This window comes from Blastococcus sp. SYSU DS0753 (genome assembly GCF_054051175.1).
Genome location: NZ_JBJHAT010000004.1, coordinates 92,414 through 108,310 on the forward strand (window position 1 = coordinate 92,414; position 15,897 = coordinate 108,310).

Here is a 15,897-nt window from a genome sequence, read left to right on the forward strand (position 1 = left end):
TCCCGTGCGGAGCGCCCTCGCTGCCGGGTCGCCGGCGGCCGACCACCCGCGCGTGGCCAGCGGCACACCGGCAGAGTGTGCGCCGGCGGCAGAACGGGGAGCGGGGGGCTGGTGCGGGGCGGACGGGGTGCGACGCTGCTCGACGCGGCCGTCGTCGTCGGCGGAGCCGTCGCGCTCGGCCTGCTGCTGGGCCTGGCCGGCCTGCCGTCGCCCGCGCTGTTCGGGGGCCTGGTCGCCGGGCTGGTCCGCGCGCTCGCGGTACCTGCACCGGCACGGGTCCCCGAGCGGCTCGGGACCGCCGGGCAGGCGGTCGTCGGCGTCTCCATGGGCGCCCTGGTCGACCTCGGCACGCTGCGGGCGGTGGCCGCCGACTGGCTCCCGGTCCTCCTGGTCACCGTCGGGACGCTCGTGCTGAGCCTGCTGGCCGGGCTCGCCCTGCGGCTGCACCGGGGGATCAGCCCGGTCACGGGGGCGTTCGCCATGATCGCCGGTGGCGCCTCCGGCATCGTGGTGATGGCCCGCGATCTGGGAGCCGACGAGCGGATGGTCGCGGTGCTCCAGTACCTGCGGGTGCTGCTCATCGTCCTGCTCATGCCGGTGGTCGCCACCACCGCCTACGGCGCCACCGCGGGAGCCGGGCTCACCCCCGGCGACGCCGGGGGGCCGGGCTGGCCCGCCGGGCTGGCGTTCACCGCCTCCTGCTCGCTCGTGGGGCTGGTCGGGGGCCGGCTGCTCCGGGTCCCCGTCGCCGCGCTGCTGGGCCCGCTGGTCGCCGCCGCGGTCGCCGACCTGACCGGCCTCTCCGGTGGTGCGGGGGTGCCCGCCCTCGTCGAGAGCGCGGCCTTCCTCGTGATCGGCCTGCAGGTCGGCATCAGCTTCACCCGCGGGAGCCTGCGTGCCATCGGCCGCGCCCTGCCGCTGGCGCTGGCGATCATGCTGGCCCTGGTGCTGGCGTGCGCCGGGCTGGGCGGGCTGCTGGCCGCCGCCACCGGGGCCACCGCGCTCGAGGGCTACCTGGCCACCACGCCCGGTGGGCTCTACGCGGTGCTGGCCACCGCCCGGGACTCGGGCGCCGACACCACCTTCGTCCTCGCCGTCCAGGTGATCCGGCTGTTCGTCATGCTCTTCAGCGCCCCACTGGTGGCGCGCCGGCTCCGGCGCAGACCCCCGGGCTGAGCGACCCGGCCACCGGGCTGCCGGGGGGCGGGGGACCTGACGGGCGGGCCGGACGCGCCTACCCTCGTGGACCGGCGCACGAGCGGGAGGAGAGGGACCTGTCCGAGGAGAACGCGGCCACGACCGGGGCCGACGCCGACGACGCGGTGCTGCTGTTCGTCGGTGGTCCGCTCGACGGCCGGGTGCAGATCCGGGAGGCCCGGCACGGTGACCCGCTGCCGACGGTGACCCACGTCCACCTCCACGGCGGGCCGAAGGTCGTGCACCGCTACGACCTGGAGCCGATCGGCGACGGCCTCGGCGTCTACAACCTGCGGCCGCCGGTGCGGCGGCCCGCGCGGGACGAGTCGGTCGCGGACTGACCCCCGCCTCACCAGCCCTGCACGCGGCGGGCCTCGGCCACGACGCGGTCGAAGCGGCTGCGGTCCAGCGCGGCGCCCTCCCGGCGGACCGTCCCGGGATCGAGCACCAGCAGCCGGTCCAGCCGCACCTCGCTCGCCCGCCCTCGCGGGTCCCAGGCGCCGGTGCCGATGTCGGTCCACGACCGGCCGTGCCGGGCCTCGTCGGCGGCGTCCCGGTCGTGGTCGCGGCTGGTCAGCATCAGGCCGAGGAGGTCCTCGCCCCGCCGGCCGATGATCAGCACCGGTCGGTCCTTGCCCCGGCCGTCGTCCTCCTCGAAGGGCACCCAGGCCCAGACGATCTCCCCGGGATCGGGACGGTCGTCGTCGAACGGCCGGTACTCCACGTCCGGCGCGCCGGCCGGCCGCGGGCTCCCCGGCGGCGCGGGCCGCCCGCGGGCGGGGGAACGGCTGCTGCGCAGCAGGTGCAGCACGCGGCCCGCGGTGTGCGCCGCCGTCCGCCCGAGCCGGAACCTGGCCATGACCGCACCGTACGGAGGGGTGGCCGCGACGGCATCGTGCGCCCCGGCGAGGACACAGGAGCATCACCGTGTGTCACACGTGACACATCGGCACCATCTGGTCACCGTGGGGGTTGGCGGTGTCGATACGGGGGCACGATGGGCGCACGGGAGCGTGGCGGCGCCCCCGGGAGAAGGGGGGCTCATGACTTCGGCCGAACCGGCGCGCCCGGCGCTCCCACGCGCACGGGAGGTGCAGGCGAGCGTGCTCGCCGCCTTCCAGTTGGTGGAGGACGCCCGCTACCTGGGCTCCAGTCGCAGACGCCGCCGCCTTCGGGTGCGCGCCGTGGCCGAGCGGGCCGTCGCCGACCGGAAGCTCGCCCGCGACCTGCGCGCCGGCTGAGCACCCAGGGGGAGTGCCTCCTCAGGTGAGGCAGAACTCGTTGCCCTGCGGGTCGGCCATCGTCACCCATGCGAACGGGCCCTGCTGGCCGCGCCACAGCTCCGTGGCACCCAGCCCGGCGAGCCGGGCCACCTCCTCCTCCCGCCGCTCGGGCGCGACCCGGACGTCGAGGTGCAGCCGGTTCTTGACGGCCTTCGGCTCGGGGACGAGCTGGAACAGCACGCGCGGGCGGCCCGGCTCCGTCGAGGTGATCGCGGCGCCTGCCTTCCACACCAGTGCGCCACGGTGCGTGGTGGTGTCCGACCCGGCGGCGGCGCCGGTCTCGACCATCCGGCGGATGAAGGCCTCGTCCTGGGGTTCCACCCGCCAGCCCAGCGCCTCGGCCCACCAGTCGGCGAGCTCATGCGGGGCGGACGAGTCGACCACGACCTGCACGTCGAAGGACATGGCCGCAGGTTAGGGCGCCGCACCGACAGAACCCGCCGGCGTCAGAGCTCCAGCGCCAGGTCCGCCCGGATCACCGCGTCGTCGGTGGGGATGGTGGTGTCCCGGCAGTGCTCGCGCATCACCTCGCCGAACGGCGCGAAGGCCGAGCGGTCCACCCGCTGCTCCGGGTCCCACAGGCCCGAGCGCATGACCGACTTCGGGCACTGGAAGTAGGCGCGCTCCACCTGGACCACCAGCACCGACAGCGGTGCCCGGCCGAACTCGGTGAGGTCGAGATCCAGCGACCCGGGGTCCACCAGCGACGTCGTCCCGTAGACCCGCAGCGTCTCGTCGAAGCCGGGGACGAAGAACATCAGCGCGGCCCTCGGGTTGGCCACCAGGTTGCGCAGGCTGTCGACCCGGTTGTTGCCGCTCCGGTCCGGCAGCGCCAGCCGGTGCTCGTCGAGCACGTGCACGAAGCCGGGCGCGCCGCCCCGCGGGGAGACGTCGGGCCAGCCGTCGGGCGAGGCGGTGGCCAGCGTGGCGAACGGGCTCAGCGCGATGAAGTCGCGGCAGTAGCCGTCCAGCGCGCCGATCACCTTGTTCAGCACCCGTGGAGACGCCTCCCGGTACCCGGCGAGCACGACGGCGTCGGAGGGCGGGGTGGCGGGCGTCTCGGGGTGCACGCCCCGACGGTATCGGCCCGTGCGGCTAGCGTGGCGACCCGTGCCCGAGGTCTGGAGTTCCCCCGTCCGCTACGTCGAGTGCGACCAGCAGGGCGTCGTCTTCAACGCCCACTACCTGACGTGGGCCGACGAGGCGTCGAACGGGTGGTGGGCCGCACAGGGGTTCGCGTGGGACGAGCTGGTCGCCCGCGGCATCGACCCGGTGGTCAAGGCCACCGCGCTCGGGTGGACGTCGTCGGCCCGCTGGGGCGACACCGTCGCCGTGGACGCCGAGACGGAGAAGGTCGGCCGCACCAGCGTGTCGGTGCGGTTCACCGTGCGCGTCGGCGACCGGGTCTGCTGCGTGGTGCGCACCACCTACGTCTCCGTCACCGACGGCCGCGCCACCCCCTGGCCGGACGACGTGCGGGCCCGCCTCAGCGAGGGCTGAACCCGGCGCCCGGCGGCAGCATCGGCAGGTCGGCGGGCGGTCCTGCCTCGATCAGCCGCCACAGCGCGTCGGTGTCGGCGTGCTCGGCGACCAGGTCGCCCAGCCGGTCCAGCCGGGCCTCCCGCACCGCCGCGAAGTCGGTGTCCGGGGAGGGGACGAAGCGGCGGCCGGTGATCCGGGCGACCTCGGCGAGGAAGGCCCGGCGGAAGCCGTCGTTCTCCAGCGCGCCGTGCCAGGTCGTCCCGAAGACCGATCCCGCGCGGGCCCCGTCGAGGAACGGCTCGGCGTCGCCGTCGACGGTCACGACCCCGTGGTGGATCTCGTAGCCGTGCACCGTCTCGCCCAGCGCGGACCCCACCGGGCGGGCCAGCGTCTTCTCCCGGGCGAAGCGGACGGCGGCGGGCAGCAGGCCCAGCCCGGTCACGGTGCCCGCCCGGGACTCCACCTCGTCGGTGATCGACCGGGCCAGCATCTGGTGGCCGCCGCAGATACCGAGCACCGGAGTCCCCTCCGCCGCCCGGCGCAGCACGGCGTCGGCGAGCCCGGTCGCGCGCAGCCAGGCCAGGTCGGCGACGGTCGCGCGCGTCCCGGGCAGCACGACCAGATCGGCGTCGGCGAGCTCCTCGGGCCGGGTCACGTACCGCACGAGCACACCGGGCTCGGCGGCCAGCGCGTCGAGGTCGGTGAAGTTCGACAGCCGGGGCAGCCGGGCGACCGAGACGCGCAGGACGTCGTCGCCGACCGGTGGCGAGGCGGCGGACGCGGCGGGCACGTTCAGCGAGTCCTCGACGTCCAGCTCCAGGCCGGAGAGCCAGGGCAGGACGCCGAGCGTCGGCCGCCCGGTGAGCGCGGTCAGCTGGTCCAGCCCGGGCCGCAGCAGCCGCACGTCGCCGCGGAACTTGTTCACCAGGAACCCGGCGACCAGCCGCTGGTCCGACGCCGGCATCAGCGCCACGGTGCCGTGCAGGGCGGCGAAGACGCCGCCCCGGTCGATGTCGCCCACGACGACCACGGGCAGGCCGGCGGCGGTGGCCAGGCCCATGTTGGCGATGTCGTCGGGCCGTAGGTTGATCTCGGTGGGGGAGCCGGCGCCCTCGCAGACGACGACGTCGTACCGCGACCGCAGGTCCGCGAGCGACTCGAGCACCTGCTCGAGCAGCGCCGCCTTCATCGGCCGGTACGACAGCGCGGTCACGTCGGCCACGGGCCGGCCGAGCACGACCACCTGGCTGGAGTTCTCCCCGCCCGGCTTGAGCAGCACCGGGTTCATGGCCGCCTCCGGCTCGACCCGCGCCGCCGCCGCCTGCATCACCTGGGCGCGGCCGATCTCGGCCCCGTCGAGGGTGACCATGGAGTTGTTGCTCATGTTCTGCGCCTTGAACGGCGCCACCGACACGCCCTGGCGCACCAGCCAGCGGCAGATGCCGGCGGTGACCACCGACTTGCCGGCGTCCGAGGTCGTGCCGGCGACGAGCAGCCCTCCGCTCACGCCGCCTCGCGCGGAGCGTCCCAGCCGGCCTTCTCCTGCCCGGAGAGGTCGGCGATCGCCAGCATGATCCGGTCGGTCACCTCGCGGCGGGCGCGGTTGCGGTTCGCCTGGCCGGCCAGCTCGGGGAAGGTCAGCGGCTCGCCGAAGGTGATCGCGATGCGGTGCGGGCGCGGCCAGCGCGCGCCCACCGGCTGCACCTTGTCGGTGCCACGCACCGCGACCGGGACGACGGGGCAGTCGGCGGTGAGCGCGAGCCAGGCGACCCCGGTCTTGCCGCGGGCCAGCCGGCCGTCCTTGGACCGGGTGCCCTCCGGGTAGAGGCCGAAGGCGGTGCCGCCCCGCAGGATGCCGAGTGCGGTGTCCAGGGCGGCCTGCGCGGCCCGGTGGGTCTCCCGCTCGACCGGGTGGGCCCCCAGTGCGGTGAACAGCGTGCGGGTGAGCCACCCGCCGACTCCCCGGCCGGTGAAGTACTCGGCCTTGGCCAGGTAGGCCACCCGGCGCGGGGCGGCCAGCGGGATGGCGATGCTGTCGATGAAGGACAGGTGGTTGCTGGCGAGGATGACCGGCCGGTCGAGCGGCACGTTCTCGCGCCCGGTGATCTGCGGCCGGCACATGAGGAAGAACAGCGGGCGCAGCACGAATCGGGCCAGGACGTAGAACATCGCAGGCTCTCCCTCCTCGGCGGCCCGGGGGCCGCGACCCCGGACACCACGGGCTGCCCGCGATCCTGCCGGAACCCGCCCGGCGGCGGGACGGCGGCTCCGGCGGGGGCCCGGCCGGGCGGCTACCCCGGGGGGCAGGCGTCCCGGAGGATGAGGCGCACGTCCTCGGGCAGCCGGCCGTGCCCCGTGGCCGAGGCGGTGATGGCCTGGGCCACGTCCCGGACCTTCCGGTGGGTGTGGCTGGAGATGTGCGACAGCAGGTCGAACGCGACCTGCTCGGTGCAGCCGGTGAGCACCATGAGGATGCCCTTGGCCTGCTCGATGACCGCGCGGCTGGCCATGGCCGCCCGGAGCTGCTGGACCTCGGCCCGGAGGATCTCGGCGCCGGTGGGCCCGGGCACCGGTGGCCGGGAGCCGGTGAGGTCGACGCAGATGCCCTCCACCGCGCGCACGCCGCCCGCGTCGTCCCGGTCGGGCTCGCCGACCAGCAGCACCGGTCGCGGTGGACGTGCCGGGTGCACGACGCGGGTCTCGACCGCGAACGGCCGGCCGGCCCCGCAGGCCGAGAGGGCGGCGAGCACCCGCCCGGCGTCGTCGGGGTGCTGGACGCCGATCAGCGCCTCGGTGCAGGGCGCGGTGGCCGTGGCGTCCAGGCCGAGCAGGTCGTGCATCTCCGGGGACCACCACCAGCTCCCGGTGTGCCGGTCGAACCGGTAGCGGCCGGCGATCGCCGGCACCGGGGTGGGGTGCCGGGTGATGGTGCGGCGCGGTTCCCGGCCCCGGTCGAGCGGGGGGCGGGTGGCCGGAGGGGTGCGGGCGGGCGCCGGTGACGACATGGTCGACCTCCTCGGCGGAGGCGTGCCGGTGCCGGCAGACCCCCGGGCACCGGCTGTTCGACACCCGGGCGCCCCGGCTCCGACGGGCCGGGCCTCCCGATGCCAGGACCGTACGTCGACGCGGCGCTCCCCGCACCGGCACGCGCCTCAGACCACGGTGAGCGGGCGCGGTGGCGAGGCGGCGGGGCTGGTGCGGCGCACCGCCGAGTCGAGCCGGGCCAGCACGCCGACGGCGGCCCGCAGCCGCTCCGGGGGCAGGGTGAAGGGCAGGCGGAGGTGGTCGTCGAAGGCGTGACCGGTGCCGAACGCCCGCCCCTCGGCGAGCAGCAGCCCGAGCTCGGCGGCGGCCGAGGTCAGCTCGGCGGAGCTGGTCCCGGGCGGCAGCCGGCACCAGGCGGAGAGGCCGCCGGCGGGCACCGGCGCGCTCCAGTCGGGCAGCTGCCGGGCCAGCTCGGCCAGGAGGACGTCGCGCCGCTCCCGGAGCTGCACCCGCCGGTGCCCGAGGACCTCGTCGAGCTGCTGCACCAGGACGGTGGCGGCCAGCTGGTCGAGCACCCCGACCGACAGCTGCCGCCTGGCCAGCGCCTCGCCCAGCCGGGCGGCGAGGCTCGCCTCCGTCCGCAGCCAGCCGATGCGCAGGCCGCCCCACACCGCCTTGGAGAGGCCGCCGACGGTCACCACCGCGGCGTCGGGGACCCCGGCGGCGTACGGCGGCGCGGCCGGGCCGTCCAGCTGCAGGCCCGTGGCCACCTCGTCGACCAGGGTCACGATCCCGTGCTGCCAGAGCGTGGCGGCCAGCCGCCGGCGCCCGGTCGCCGACAGCCCGGCGCCGGTGGGGTTGTGGCAGTCGGGCATCAGGTAGGCCAGCCGGGGGCTGCTCTGCCGGGCGACCAGCTGGGCCGTCCCGACCAGCGCGTCGGGCTCGGCCGGATCGACCACCGCGGGCACGCAGCGCCCGCCGGCCGCCGCGACCAGGCCCACCGCGCCGGGGTACGTCGGGTGCTCGACGAGCACCCGGTCGCCGGGCTCCAGCAGCGTCCCCAGGACGAGCGCGGCCGCATCGCCGACGCCCGCGGTGATCACCACCTGGTCGGCGTCGGTGGCCAGCCCGCGGGAGGTGAACCACCCGGCGACCGCCGCGCGCAGGCCGGGCAGCCCGCTGGGCGCGTAGCCGTGGGCGGGCAGGTGCGCCGGCAGCTCGCCGAACGCCCGCTCGTAGGCCGGCAGCAGCTGGGGGGCCGCCTCCGGTGCGGCGTGCGCCAGGTCGAGCACCCCGGGGGTGGTTCTCGGCGGCGACCAGCCGGTCCGGACGTCGGGGAGCGCGGTCACGGTGCCCGATCCGTGCCGGGTCCGGGCGAACCCCTCCTCGCGGAGCACCCGGTAGGCCGACGCCACGGTGACGCGGCTGACGTCCAGCTCGGCGGCGAGCTCCCGTTCGGCGGGGAGCCGGGTGCCGACGGGCAGCGAGCCGGCGGTCAGCAGCTCCCGGACCCGCCGGGCGACCCCGGCGTACCGCGGAGCGGGCAACCCGTCGGGCGGCCCGATGAGAGTGGCGAGCTCGCGAGCGCCGGTGGACTTCTCTGCTCCGGGTGGCATGCGGGCCACCATGCCGGATTGGCCTGGAATGTGCCAGCAACGACCGTGCCACTGTGCTCGGCATGGATGCAGGTGGTGTCGTCGCGATGGTGCTCGTTCTCCTGGGGCTGGGGTACCTGTCGGTGTCCACGCTCCTCGTCACGGTGCGGGGTGGCCGCGGGCCGGGGGACCCGCCGGCCAGCCATCCCCGGGTCGACCCGGCCGGCTTCCCGGTGCCGCCACGCCCGCGTGACGTCGCGCACCGGCGCCGTCAGCCGCGGAGCCGGCGCGCCAGCACCGCCGCGACCGCCGCCGCGGTCCACACCGCGCGGGAGAGGGTCACGGCCCGGGAGATGTCCGCGGTTCCCGGCGGCCGGCCGTCGCCCAGCGCCGGCCGGTCCTCCACCCGGCTGCCGTAGACGTTGCGCCCGCCCAGCCGCAGGCCGAGGGCGCCGGCGAGCGAGGCCTCGCAGCGCCCCGAGTTGGGGCTGGGGTGCGCGGCGCCGTCGCGGCGCCAGACGCGCAGCGCTCCGGCCGCGGACCCGCCCACCAGGGGGGCGCACCCGACCGTCAGGGCCGCGGTCAGCCGGGCGGGCGCCCAGTTGGCGACGTCGTCGGCCCGGGCGGCGGCCCAGCCGAAGCGGCCGTACCGCGCCGACCGGTGGCCCACCATCGCGTCGAGGGTGTTCACCGCCCGGTAGCCCAGCAACCCCGGCAGCCCGGCCACCGCACCCCAGAACAGCGGGGCGACGGCGGCGTCGGAGGTGTTCTCCGCCACCGACTCCACCGTCGCACGCGCGAGCTCCGCCGCCGCCAGCCCGCTCGGGTCGCGCCCCGCCAGGCCGGGCAGCGTGGCCCGGGCGGTGGGGAGGTCGTCGGCTGCCAGGGCCACGTGCATCCGCCCGGCCACCCGGGCCAGCGACGTGCCGCCCAGCACCGTCCACGTCGCGGCCGCCGTCGCCGCCGTGCGCAGCGCCGGGCGGGAGCGGGTGACGCGATCGGCCGCCACCCCGAGCGCGGTGGCGCCGCCCACGAGCACGGCCCAGTGGCCGGCACCCGCGGCGCGGGAGTCCCGCCACACCCGGCGCTCCAGCGCGGCGGCGGCGCGCCCGAAACCGGCCACCGGATGCCCCCGCCGCGGATCGGCGAGCGCGAGGTCGGCCAGCGCGCCGAGCGCCAGCCCCAGCGCGGTCGCGGCATCGGGGCGGGGGCGCACCGCGCCATCGTGCCAAGGCCCCGGCGGGCGCCCGCCCGCGGTGGTCCTCCCTAGGATCGCCGCATGCGCCTGTTCGGCCGTTACGACGGCGTCGCCCGGCCGATCGTCACCTACGGCAGCAACCCGGTGCTGCACCGCAGGTGCACCGAGGTGACCGTCTTCGACGACGCGCTGCGGCGGCTGGTGCTCGACATGTTCGCCAGCATGGAGGCCGCCGACGGTGTCGGGCTGGCCGCCAACCAGATCGGCGTGGACGCGCGGGTCTTCGTCATCGACTGCCCGGACGCCGACGGGGAGGACGTCGTGGGCTACGTCGTCAACCCCGCCCTGACCGTCCTCCAGCCGGTCGGGGACGAGCCGGCCGAGGAGATCACCGAGGAGGGCTGCCTGTCGGTGCCCGGCCCCTACGCCGAGCTGCCGCGCGCCTTCCGGGCGCGGGTCGACGGCGTCGACCTGCACGGCGACCCGATGGCCATCGAGGCGACCGGCATGGCCGCCCGCTGCCTGCAGCACGAGGTCGACCACCTCGACGGCACCGTGTACGTCGACCGGCTCCCGGCGGAGCATCGGGAACGGCTGCTGGCCGAGGCGGCCGGTCCCGGTGGTGAGCTCCCCGCCTGACCGCGGTGCGGAAAACCGGGTGAGCCCGCCGGGCGGATGACCGATGATCGTCCGTCGGCACCCGCACCACCACGAGACGAGGCACCACCGGTGACACCCCTGACCGAGGCCGAGATCCGGCGCTCGTTCGTCAACTGCTCACGCGGCGAGGCGAAGACCCTCACCCTGCCCAGGGACTTCGGCGAGCTGGACTGGAGCGAGCAGGTCGTGCTCGGCTGGCGCGACCCGAAGGCGCCGCTGCGCGGGTACCTGGTGGCGCAGGTCGACGACGAGACCGTCGGCATCGCCGTCCGGGCCGCCGAGAGTCGCATGTCCAGCCGGACGACGGCGATGTGCCTGCTCTGCCAGACCGCGCAGCCGGGCGACGGCGTCTCCCTGTTCACCGCCCGGCGCACCGGCGACGCCGGGCGCAACGGCAACACCGTGGGCACCTACATCTGCGCGGACCTGCGGTGCTCCGCGCGGGTGCGGACCGAGATCCCGCCGTGGCTGCAGGAGCGCGACCCCGACGAGGTCGTCGCCGAGCGGTCCTGGGAGCTGGAGGAGCGGGTGCGCGGCTTCCTCGAGTCGGTGCGCCGCCCGTAGTCGCCGGGCACGCCCGCGGGTGGGTGTGCCCGCGGCGGGGTAGCCAGCCGCCATGGCGCTCCCGCGAATCCTCGTCCTCGTGCTGGCCGGCGGCGCCGGAGGCCGCCTCGAGCTGCTGACGGAACGGCGGGCGAAGCCGGCCGTGCCCTTCGCCGGGGTCTACCGGCTCATCGACTTCCCGCTGAGCAACTGCCAGAACTCGCAGATCCCCGACGTCTGGGTGTCCATCCAGTTCCACCCCACGTCGCTGCACGACCACCTGTCCAACGGCCGCCCCTGGGACCTCGACCGGACGGCCGGCGGGCTGCTCACCCTTCCCCCGTACAAGGGCACCGAGCGCGGCGGGTGGAACACCGGCACCGCGGACTCCCTGTGGCGGCACGCCGACCTGATCCGGGACTTCGACGCGGACGCGCTGGTCGTCGTCAGCGCCGACGCCGTCTACAAGCTCGACTACCGCGAGGTGGCCGAGGCGCACCTGGGCTCCGGTGCGGAGGTGACGATGGTGACCACCGAGGTGGCCCCGGACGACGCGTCGCGCTACGGGATCGTCGAGGTAGGGGAGGGCGACCGGGTGAGCGGGTACGCGTACAAGCCCGACGAGCCGGCGACGACGACGGCGACCAACGAGGTGTTCGTCTTCTCCCCGGCCCCCACGCTGGACCGGCTGGAGGCGCTGAGCGACCAGGTCGGGGAGGAGGGGCTGGAGGACCTCGGCACCCACCTGCTGCCGGCGATGACGGCCGACGGGCTGGCACGCGCCTTCCCCCTCCAGGGCTACTGGCGCGACGTCGGCACCATCCCGGCCTACTGGGAGGCGCACCGGGAGTTCATCGCCGCGGAGCCGCCGCTGGACCTCGACGCGCCGCGGTGGCCGGTGCACACCCGCGGTGGGCGGCACAGCGCCGCGCGGGTGCTCAGCGAGGCGCACGTCGAGGACAGCCTGATCTCCGGCGGCACCCGCGTCGGCGGGGAGGTCCGCGGCTCGGTCCTCTCGCCGGGCGTGGTGATCGAGGCCGGGGCCACCGTCGTCGACTCGGTGCTCCTCCCCGGTGTCCGGGTGCGCTCGGGGGCGACGGTGACCCGGTCGGTGCTCGACGACGGCGTCGACGTCGGGCGGGGGGCGTCGATCGGCGGGGACGGCGAGATCACCCTGGTGGGCCGGGCGGCGCGGGTCGCCGACGGCAGCGAGCTGGCCGCGGGCGCCCGCTTCCCCGAACCGGAGGGCTGAGCCCCGCGGGAAGCTGCCGCCGTGCGGGCGCGTTGGCGGGAGCATGCGTCAGCCGAGCGAGTTCGACCTGCACTCGGAGTTCCTCCGCGCCGACCTCCTGCTGAACATGGGGCAGGCCGACGCGGCCGTCCGCATCCTGCGGCCGGTCGTCGACGCCGAGCCGCGCAACGAGGCGGCGCTGGAGCTGCTGGCGCGGGCCTACTACGGCTCGGCGCAGCTGCGGTCGGCCGAGGAGGCGCTCGCCCGCCTGGTGGAGCTGGCGCCGAGCAACGGCTGGGCCCGCCGGGCCCTGGCGCGCACGCTGGAGCGGCAGAGCCGGCGGGACGAGGCGGCCGTGCACCACCGGGTGGCCGACGCCTTCGGCGCCGCCTGACCGCGCCCCGGGGCGGACCGGGCGTTCTGGGACGATGACCGCGGGGCCGTCGTGGCCCCCGTCCGCCCGGGCAGCGCCGTCCCGGTCCCGATCCGAGCCGCCGCTCGTCCAGGAGTCCTCATGCCCCGCCGCACCGTTCCCGGCACCCTGCTCGCCCTGGCCCTCGCCGCCGTCCTGACCGCCTGCGGCGGGGACGACGGGACCGGCTCGTCGACCGGCGACCCCGCGGTGGTGATCGCCGAGGAGATCACCACCGACCTCACGCAGGCGCCTGACGTGCCCGCCTCGGACGCGCCCGCGCCGACCGAGCTCGCCGTCGAGGACGTGGTGGTCGGGCAAGGGGTGGAGGCCACCGAGGGCACCGCCGTCGCGGTGAAGTACGTGGGCGCGTTCTACGAGACCGGCGAGGAGTTCGACTCCTCCTGGAGCCGCGGAGCGGACGAGACGCTGCCGGTCACCCTGGGCGCGGGCCAGGTGATCCCGGGCTTCGACCAGGGGATCACCGGCATGCATGTCGGTGGCCGGCGGGTCATCGTCATCCCCAGCGAGCTGGGCTACGGCGAGCAGGACCGCGGACCCATCCCGGGCGGCTCGACGCTGGTCTTCGTGGTCGACCTGGTGGAGCTCGCTGCCTGACGCGACCGTGCCGTTCGGCGTGCAGGGCGTGACGCCACGCCGCGTCGGGCCGGCGCGTCGCCGTCGGCCGCATCGGGCCGGTCGGCGGCGGGCACTGGGTCCTGCATGAGCATCCTCGGGAAGCTGATGGGAACGGCGCAGAGCGCGACGCGGGGCGGCCGCGGCATGGGCCGCAGGACGTCGGCGAGCAGGGGCACCGGGCGTGGCCGCTCGGCCTCCTCCGGCGGTGGCATCGGGCGCCTCGTGCAGGGATTCCTCCGCCGTCGCTGAGCGGGGACGACGGCCCGGCCGCGCGGCCGGGCCGTCCTCACTCGCAGATCTCCAGCCGGGTCACCGAGCCGTTGTGCGGGGTGATCGCGGGCATCGCGTCGGGCCCCAGCCCGGCCGCCACGGCCTGCACCGCGCGGATCGTGTCCCCGTGGGTCACCAGCGCGACCACGTCGGCCGGGGGCTCGGCGCACAGCTGCGTGAGGTAGGCCGCCACTCGCGCGTGCAGCTCGGCCAGGCTCTCGCCGCCCTCGGCGGACCAGTGGGCGTCGGACCAGTCGACGACGTCCCACAGCTCCCGGGACGGCCGGCCCTCCAGGACGCCGTAGCCCTGCTCGCGCAGCGCCGGGGTGGTGCTGAAGGGCAGCCCCGTGGCGCGGGCGCAGTACTCGGCGGTCTGCACGGCGCGGAGCAGGTCGCTGGAGAGCAGCGCGCCCGGCCGCAGGCCGGCGAGCTCGGCGGCGGCCGCCTCGGCCTGCGTGTGACCCAGCGGCGTCAGGGGCACGTGGGCCACCTGCCCCTGCATGCGGCCGGCGGCGTTCCACTCGCTCTGCCCGTGGCGCACGAGCAGCAGGGTGACGGGTCGGGCCATGGCAAGGAGGCAGCGTAGGGCAGGGGTTCGCGGGCCCGCACGCCGCGCCTCGTACCGTCGTGGCCGTGAGCATCCCCGTCCGCCCCGGCGCGGCCCGTCCCGCAGCCCGTCCGGGTGACCCGGACCCCCTGGCGCCCCTCCTCGACCTGCCGGGCGTGCGCGACGCCGCCGACGCGGCCCGTGCCGGGATCGACCGGCTGCTGAGGCACAAGGTGCTGCGCCGGGAGTCCGCGGGCGTGAGCACCGAGTCGGCGCTGCGCGGGGCGCGCGCATCCGCGGCGCTGGCGGGCGTCGACGTGCCGCTCGCCGAGCTGCGGGCCGGCGGGGTGGACGACCCGGTGGTGCAGGGCGCGCTGCGGGTCTCGGCGGCGCTCGGCTCGATGGTCGAGACCTGGCCGCGGGCGCCCGGGCAGGTCATCGCCCGCCTGCACGTGCTGGCCGCCGCCGATCTCGCCGACCGGGCCGACCTCGGCCGGCCCGCCGCGCATGCCGGCCCCCGGCTGGCGGGCCTGTTCTCCCTGGCCACCGGCACCACGACCGTGCCCGCCGTCCTCGTGGCTGCCCTCGTGCACGGCGAGCTGGCCGCCCTCGCCCCCTTCGGCGTCGCCGACGGCGTCGTCGCCCGGGGGGCCGCCCGGCTGACCGGCATCGCCCGGGGGCTGGACCCCAAGGCGGTGTCGGTACCCGAGGTGGGCTTCACCGAGCTGGGCCGGGAGGCCTACGCCGAGGCGCTCGCCGGCTACGTGACGGGCACCCCCGAGGGCGTGGCCGCGTGGCTCGTGCACTGCTGCCGCGCCACCGAGCACGGGGCCCTGGAAGGCCTGGCCATCTGCGAGAGCCTGCTCCGCGGCTGAGACTGGGGGCATGCGCACTCTCGACGTCCCGGGGCTGGGCTCCATCAGCCGCATCGGTCTGGGCACCTGGCAGTTCGGGTCCCGCGAGTGGGGGTACGGCGACACCTACGCAGACCGGGCCGCCCGCGACATCGTGCGGCGGGCACGCGAACTCGGCATCACCCTGTTCGACACCGCCGAGATCTACGGCTTCGGGCGGAGCGAGCGGATCCTCGGCGAGGCGCTGGGGGAGGAGCGGGACCAGGTCGTCGTCGCCAGCAAGATCTTCCCGGTGGCGCCGTTCCCCCGGGTGGTGCGGCAGCGCTGGACCGGCAGCGCCCGCCGCCTGGGCCTGGACCGCATCCCTCTCTACCAGGTGCACCAGCCCAACCCGGTGGTGCCCGACACGGTGACCATGCCGGGCCTGCGGGCGCTGCTCGACGAGGGGCGGATCGGCGCCGTCGGCGTCTCCAACTACTCGCTGGACCGCTGGCGGGCCGCCGACGCGGCGCTCGGTGCGCCGGTGATCGCCAACCAGGTGCAGTTCTCGCTGGCGCACGCCGGTCCGCTGGCGGACCTGGTGCCCTTCGCCGAGCGCGAGGACCGGCTGGTCATCGCCTACAGCCCGCTGGCCCAGGGCCTCCTCGGCGGGAAGTACTCGGCCGACCACCGGCCCGGGGGCGTACGCGCGGCCAACCCCCTGTTCGGCACCGAGAACCTGCGCCGGGTCGAGCCGCTGCTCGACGTGCTGCGCGAGGTGTCCGACGCGCACGACGCGACCCCCGCCCAGGTCGCGCTGGCGTGGCTCGTCGCGCAGCCGCGCGTGGTGGTGATCCCCGGCGCCTCGAGCGTCGAGCAGCTGGAGTTCAACGCAGCCGCCGACCAGCTGGAGCTGGCCGACGACGAGGTGGCGGCGCTGACCGCGGCCGCGCGCGCGTTCACCCCGGTGTCCGGCGTGCGCACCCTCGTCGACGGGCTCCGGGAGCGGTTCGGTCGCTGAG

20 protein-coding genes are annotated in these 15,897 nt (G+C 76.5%); 11 read left to right on the forward strand and 9 right to left on the reverse strand.

Annotated elements, in window-relative coordinates; genetic code table 11:
- Positions 1-111: 111 nt before the first annotated feature.
- Both ACI799_RS05180 and ACI799_RS05185 read left to right on the forward strand, forming a co-directional pair.
- Positions 112-1,176: an AbrB family transcriptional regulator gene (locus ACI799_RS05180; RefSeq protein ID WP_456599041.1), complete on the forward strand. Its 1,065-nt coding sequence runs from the start codon at positions 112-114 to the stop codon at positions 1,174-1,176.
- 146 nt (positions 1,177-1,322) lie between these two features.
- Entirely contained in the window at positions 1,323-1,538 is a 216-nt protein-coding gene (locus ACI799_RS05185) for a hypothetical protein (protein WP_456588184.1), read from the forward strand.
- 8 nt (positions 1,539-1,546) lie between these two features.
- Here the strand turns inward: ACI799_RS05185 and ACI799_RS05190 are convergent, their stop codons facing one another.
- A complete protein-coding gene (locus ACI799_RS05190) occupies positions 1,547-2,056 on the reverse strand; it encodes a type II toxin-antitoxin system PemK/MazF family toxin (protein WP_456588183.1) in 510 nt (169 codons plus the stop codon).
- A 184-nt stretch (positions 2,057-2,240) separates the two neighbouring features.
- On the opposite strand from ACI799_RS05190, the gene ACI799_RS05195 reads away from it, so the two are divergent.
- Entirely contained in the window at positions 2,241-2,438 is a 198-nt protein-coding gene (locus ACI799_RS05195; protein WP_456588182.1) for a hypothetical protein, read from the forward strand.
- 21 nt (positions 2,439-2,459) lie between these two features.
- On the opposite strand, the gene ACI799_RS05200 is transcribed toward ACI799_RS05195, so the two are convergent.
- Positions 2,460-2,885 (reverse strand): VOC family protein, encoded by a 426-nt coding sequence (locus ACI799_RS05200; RefSeq protein WP_456612559.1) that lies wholly within the window; start codon positions 2,883-2,885, stop codon positions 2,460-2,462.
- A 41-nt stretch (positions 2,886-2,926) separates the two neighbouring features.
- Positions 2,927-3,550, reverse strand: coding sequence for an MSMEG_1061 family FMN-dependent PPOX-type flavoprotein (locus ACI799_RS05205; RefSeq protein ID WP_456588180.1), 624 nt, complete (start codon positions 3,548-3,550; stop codon positions 2,927-2,929).
- A 40-nt stretch (positions 3,551-3,590) separates the two neighbouring features.
- Here ACI799_RS05205 and ACI799_RS05210 point away from each other — a divergent pair, with 40 nt between their 5' ends.
- Positions 3,591-3,980, forward strand: coding sequence for an acyl-CoA thioesterase (locus ACI799_RS05210; protein WP_456612560.1), 390 nt, complete (start codon positions 3,591-3,593; stop codon positions 3,978-3,980).
- Here the strand turns inward: ACI799_RS05210 and ACI799_RS05215 are convergent.
- The 5 genes from ACI799_RS05215 to ACI799_RS05235 form a co-directional block, all read right to left on the reverse strand.
- On the reverse strand, positions 3,967-5,469 hold the full coding sequence (locus tag ACI799_RS05215; RefSeq protein WP_456612561.1) for a cobyric acid synthase: 1,503 nt from the start codon (positions 5,467-5,469) through the stop codon (positions 3,967-3,969). The genes ACI799_RS05210 and ACI799_RS05215 overlap by 14 nt on opposite strands.
- Positions 5,466-6,131: a lysophospholipid acyltransferase family protein gene (locus ACI799_RS05220; RefSeq protein ID WP_456588177.1), complete on the reverse strand. Its 666-nt coding sequence runs from the start codon at positions 6,129-6,131 to the stop codon at positions 5,466-5,468. The genes ACI799_RS05215 and ACI799_RS05220 overlap by 4 nt, the downstream gene beginning before the upstream one ends.
- Positions 6,132-6,253: 122 nt before the next feature.
- On the reverse strand, positions 6,254-6,967 hold the full coding sequence (locus tag ACI799_RS05225; RefSeq protein WP_456612562.1) for an ANTAR domain-containing protein: 714 nt from the start codon (positions 6,965-6,967) through the stop codon (positions 6,254-6,256).
- A gap of 147 nt (positions 6,968-7,114) precedes the next feature.
- Complete coding sequence (yczR, locus tag ACI799_RS05230; protein ID WP_456612563.1) at positions 7,115-8,563, reverse strand: MocR-like transcription factor YczR; 1,449 nt, start codon at positions 8,561-8,563, stop codon at positions 7,115-7,117.
- A 250-nt stretch (positions 8,564-8,813) separates the two neighbouring features.
- Positions 8,814-9,758 carry a cobalamin biosynthesis protein gene (locus ACI799_RS05235; protein ID WP_456612564.1) on the reverse strand — a complete coding sequence of 315 codons (945 nt, stop codon included), beginning with the start codon at positions 9,756-9,758 and terminating at the stop codon, positions 8,814-8,816.
- A gap of 63 nt (positions 9,759-9,821) precedes the next feature.
- On the opposite strand from ACI799_RS05235, the gene def reads away from it, so the two are divergent.
- From def to ACI799_RS05260, 5 genes are all read left to right on the forward strand, one after another.
- Positions 9,822-10,379: a peptide deformylase gene (gene def, locus ACI799_RS05240; protein ID WP_456588173.1), complete on the forward strand. Its 558-nt coding sequence runs from the start codon at positions 9,822-9,824 to the stop codon at positions 10,377-10,379.
- A gap of 90 nt (positions 10,380-10,469) precedes the next feature.
- On the forward strand, positions 10,470-10,964 hold the full coding sequence (locus ACI799_RS05245) for an FBP domain-containing protein (protein ID WP_456588172.1): 495 nt from the start codon (positions 10,470-10,472) through the stop codon (positions 10,962-10,964).
- A 52-nt stretch (positions 10,965-11,016) separates the two neighbouring features.
- The gene (locus tag ACI799_RS05250) at positions 11,017-12,195 is read left to right on the forward strand and encodes a glucose-1-phosphate adenylyltransferase family protein (protein ID WP_456588171.1); all 1,179 of its coding nucleotides are present in this window, start codon (positions 11,017-11,019) and stop codon (positions 12,193-12,195) included.
- Between the two features lie 43 nt (positions 12,196-12,238).
- Complete coding sequence (locus ACI799_RS05255) at positions 12,239-12,568, forward strand: tetratricopeptide repeat protein (RefSeq protein WP_456588170.1); 330 nt, start codon at positions 12,239-12,241, stop codon at positions 12,566-12,568.
- Positions 12,569-12,688: 120 nt separating this feature from the next.
- Positions 12,689-13,204 (forward strand): FKBP-type peptidyl-prolyl cis-trans isomerase, encoded by a 516-nt coding sequence (locus ACI799_RS05260; RefSeq protein WP_456612565.1) that lies wholly within the window; start codon positions 12,689-12,691, stop codon positions 13,202-13,204.
- Between the two features lie 307 nt (positions 13,205-13,511).
- Here the strand turns inward: ACI799_RS05260 and ACI799_RS05265 are convergent, their stop codons facing one another.
- Positions 13,512-14,063, reverse strand: a complete 552-nt coding sequence (locus ACI799_RS05265) for a histidine phosphatase family protein (RefSeq protein WP_456588168.1) — start codon at positions 14,061-14,063, stop codon at positions 13,512-13,514.
- Positions 14,064-14,128: 65 nt separating this feature from the next.
- Between ACI799_RS05265 and ACI799_RS05270 the strand changes: the two genes are divergently transcribed.
- Both ACI799_RS05270 and ACI799_RS05275 read left to right on the forward strand, forming a co-directional pair.
- Positions 14,129-14,917: an oxidoreductase gene (locus tag ACI799_RS05270; RefSeq protein ID WP_456588167.1), complete on the forward strand. Its 789-nt coding sequence runs from the start codon at positions 14,129-14,131 to the stop codon at positions 14,915-14,917.
- A gap of 10 nt (positions 14,918-14,927) precedes the next feature.
- Entirely contained in the window at positions 14,928-15,896 is a 969-nt protein-coding gene (locus ACI799_RS05275) for an aldo/keto reductase (protein WP_456612566.1), read from the forward strand.
- The last annotated feature ends 1 nt before the right edge of the window (position 15,897 follow it).

Bases quoted from the DNA above. Each gene is read 5' to 3' on its own strand.
- yczR (WP_456612563.1), bottom strand. From the start codon at position 8,563: ATGCCACCCGGAGCAGAGAAGTCCACCGGCGCTCGCGAGCTCGCCACT.
- ACI799_RS05220 (WP_456588177.1), bottom strand. From the start codon at position 6,131: ATGTTCTACGTCCTGGCCCGATTCGTGCTGCGCCCGCTGTTCTTCCTC.
- ACI799_RS05250 (WP_456588171.1), top strand. From the start codon at position 11,017: ATGGCGCTCCCGCGAATCCTCGTCCTCGTGCTGGCCGGCGGCGCCGGA.
- def (WP_456588173.1), top strand. From the start codon at position 9,822: ATGCGCCTGTTCGGCCGTTACGACGGCGTCGCCCGGCCGATCGTCACC.
- ACI799_RS05265 (WP_456588168.1), bottom strand. From the start codon at position 14,063: ATGGCCCGACCCGTCACCCTGCTGCTCGTGCGCCACGGGCAGAGCGAG.
- ACI799_RS05260 (WP_456612565.1), top strand. From the start codon at position 12,689: ATGCCCCGCCGCACCGTTCCCGGCACCCTGCTCGCCCTGGCCCTCGCC.
- ACI799_RS05255 (WP_456588170.1), top strand. From the start codon at position 12,239: ATGCGTCAGCCGAGCGAGTTCGACCTGCACTCGGAGTTCCTCCGCGCC.
- ACI799_RS05225 (WP_456612562.1), bottom strand. From the start codon at position 6,967: ATGTCGTCACCGGCGCCCGCCCGCACCCCTCCGGCCACCCGCCCCCCG.
- ACI799_RS05190 (WP_456588183.1), bottom strand. From the start codon at position 2,056: ATGGCCAGGTTCCGGCTCGGGCGGACGGCGGCGCACACCGCGGGCCGC.
- ACI799_RS05275 (WP_456612566.1), top strand. From the start codon at position 14,928: ATGCGCACTCTCGACGTCCCGGGGCTGGGCTCCATCAGCCGCATCGGT.
- ACI799_RS05200 (WP_456612559.1), bottom strand. From the start codon at position 2,885: ATGTCCTTCGACGTGCAGGTCGTGGTCGACTCGTCCGCCCCGCATGAG.
- ACI799_RS05195 (WP_456588182.1), top strand. From the start codon at position 2,241: ATGACTTCGGCCGAACCGGCGCGCCCGGCGCTCCCACGCGCACGGGAG.